Origin of the sequence: Actinomadura roseirufa (genome assembly GCF_900659635.1) — a bacterium.
GTDB classification, from domain to species: Bacteria; Actinomycetota; Actinomycetes; order Streptosporangiales; family Streptosporangiaceae; genus Spirillospora; species Spirillospora roseirufa.
In genome coordinates, this window is sequence record NZ_CAACVB010000546.1 from 1 (window position 1) to 1,720 (window position 1,720).

Sequence of the window (1,720 nt, forward strand, 5' to 3'; positions counted from 1 at the left end):
GGACGCGCGGCGCCCTCCTCGCGGCGGCGCCCTACCGGGGCCCGCTCCTCGCCCTGGCCGCCGTCGCCGCCGCCGGGCTGCTGCTCGGCGCCGCCGTCTCCTCCGGCCGCGCGCTGCCGGCCCTGCGCGCCGTCGGATCGTTCCTCGACTTCTACTGCGGCGTCTTCGCGCTGGTGTCGCTGTCGCTGACGGTCATGGTGGGCCTGCTCGCCACCGACCGCGCCCTGCTGGCGCCCCGCCACCGCGTCCGCGCGCAGGCCGTCCACCGCGCCACGGCGTTCCTCGCCGTGTCGACGCTCGCGCTGCACGTGTCCTCCCAGCTGATCCGGCACCGGATCGGGGCCGTCCAGGCGTTCCTGCCGTACTCCGGGAACCATCTGGCCGACTACGGGCTCGGCACGCTCGCGCTCTACCTGCTGGTCGTCGCCGTCGCGGGCGGCGTCGCCCGGGGCCGCTTCGCGGGCGCGCGGCATCCCTGGGCGTGGCGCGCGACGCACCTCACCGCCTACGCGGCCTGGCCGGTCGGGATCCTGCACGGGCTGACCTCCGGGCGCGCCCCCGCCACCTGGGTCACGGCGGGCTACCTGCTCTGCCTCGCCGCGGTGGCGATCGCGCTGGCGGCGCGTCCGCTCCTGCGGCCCCGGGAGAGGAGGACGCCGTGAGCGCCGCCGCCGCGGACATCGCCGTCCGTCACATCGGGCCGCCCCGGCTCACCAAGGGCCTGGAGAACGGAGGGCGGCTCGACTGGGACGCCCACCGCGCCCTGCACCCACACCCCCGGCCCCTCACCACCGACCAGCTCGTCGCGCTCTGCCAGGAGGGCCGGCTGCACGGTCGCGGCGGCGCGGCCTTCCCCTTCGCCCGCAAGGTCAAGGCGACAGCCGAAAGCGCCGTCCGGAGGCGCAAGCGGACGGTCGTCGTCGTGAACGGCACCGAGGGCGAGCCCGGCAGCGCCAAGGACAAGGTCCTGCTGCGCGGTGCGCCGCACCTGATCCTGGACGGCGCCGCGCTCGCCGCCACCGCGCTCGGCTCCGTCGAGATCGTCGTCGCGGTGACCGACGCGGCCGCGGCGAGCTCGGTGGAACGCGCGATCGCCGAGCGCGAGCTGGGGGCGCGGGCCCGGGTCGTGCGGCTCCCCGAGCGGTTCATCACCGGCGAGAGCGGCGCGCTCGTGCGCGGCGTCAACGGCGGCCGGCCGGTCCCGCCCGGCCGCAAGGGCCGCGCCTCCACCCGCGGCGTGGACGGCCTGCCCACCCTGCTGTCCAACGCCGAGACCTTCGCCCAGCTCGCCGTGCTCGCCGGCCTCGGGCCGCGCGGCTACCGCCGGGTCGGCCTCCCCGACGAGCCCGGCACGGTGCTGCTGACGGTCACCGGCTCGGCCCGCTTCCCCGCCGTGCTGGAGACCCCCGCCGGGGCGCCGCTCGGCCATCTGCTCGACCTGTCCGGCAGCCGGGCGGGCGAGGGCGTGCTGGTCGGCGGCTACCACGGCGCGTGGCTGAGGGGAGAGGTCGCCACCCGCACCCAGGTGTCGCGGGCGGGACTGCGCGCGGCGGGCGGCGCGCTCGGCGCGGGGATCGTCATGCCGCTCGGCCGGGGCACCTGCCCGCTCGGGGAATGCGCGCGGGTCGCCCGCTACCTCGCCGCCGAGTCCGCCGGGCAGTGCGGGCCGTGCCGGCTCGGGCTGCCCGACGTCGCCGGCGCCCTCACCGCGCTGGCCGCC

2 protein-coding genes are annotated in these 1,720 nt (G+C 78.5%); both read left to right on the top strand.

All coding sequences use genetic code 11. From position 1 onward, the window contains the following. Window positions 1–662 (top strand): DUF8596 domain-containing protein (locus E1291_RS43005; protein WP_207401267.1); only part of this gene is annotated, 662 nt, incomplete at its 5' end. After that, on the top strand, window positions 659–1,720 hold a 1,062-nt coding region (locus E1291_RS41280; RefSeq protein ID WP_131743455.1), incomplete at its 3' end, for an NADH-ubiquinone oxidoreductase-F iron-sulfur binding region domain-containing protein. The genes E1291_RS43005 and E1291_RS41280, both read left to right, overlap by 4 nt.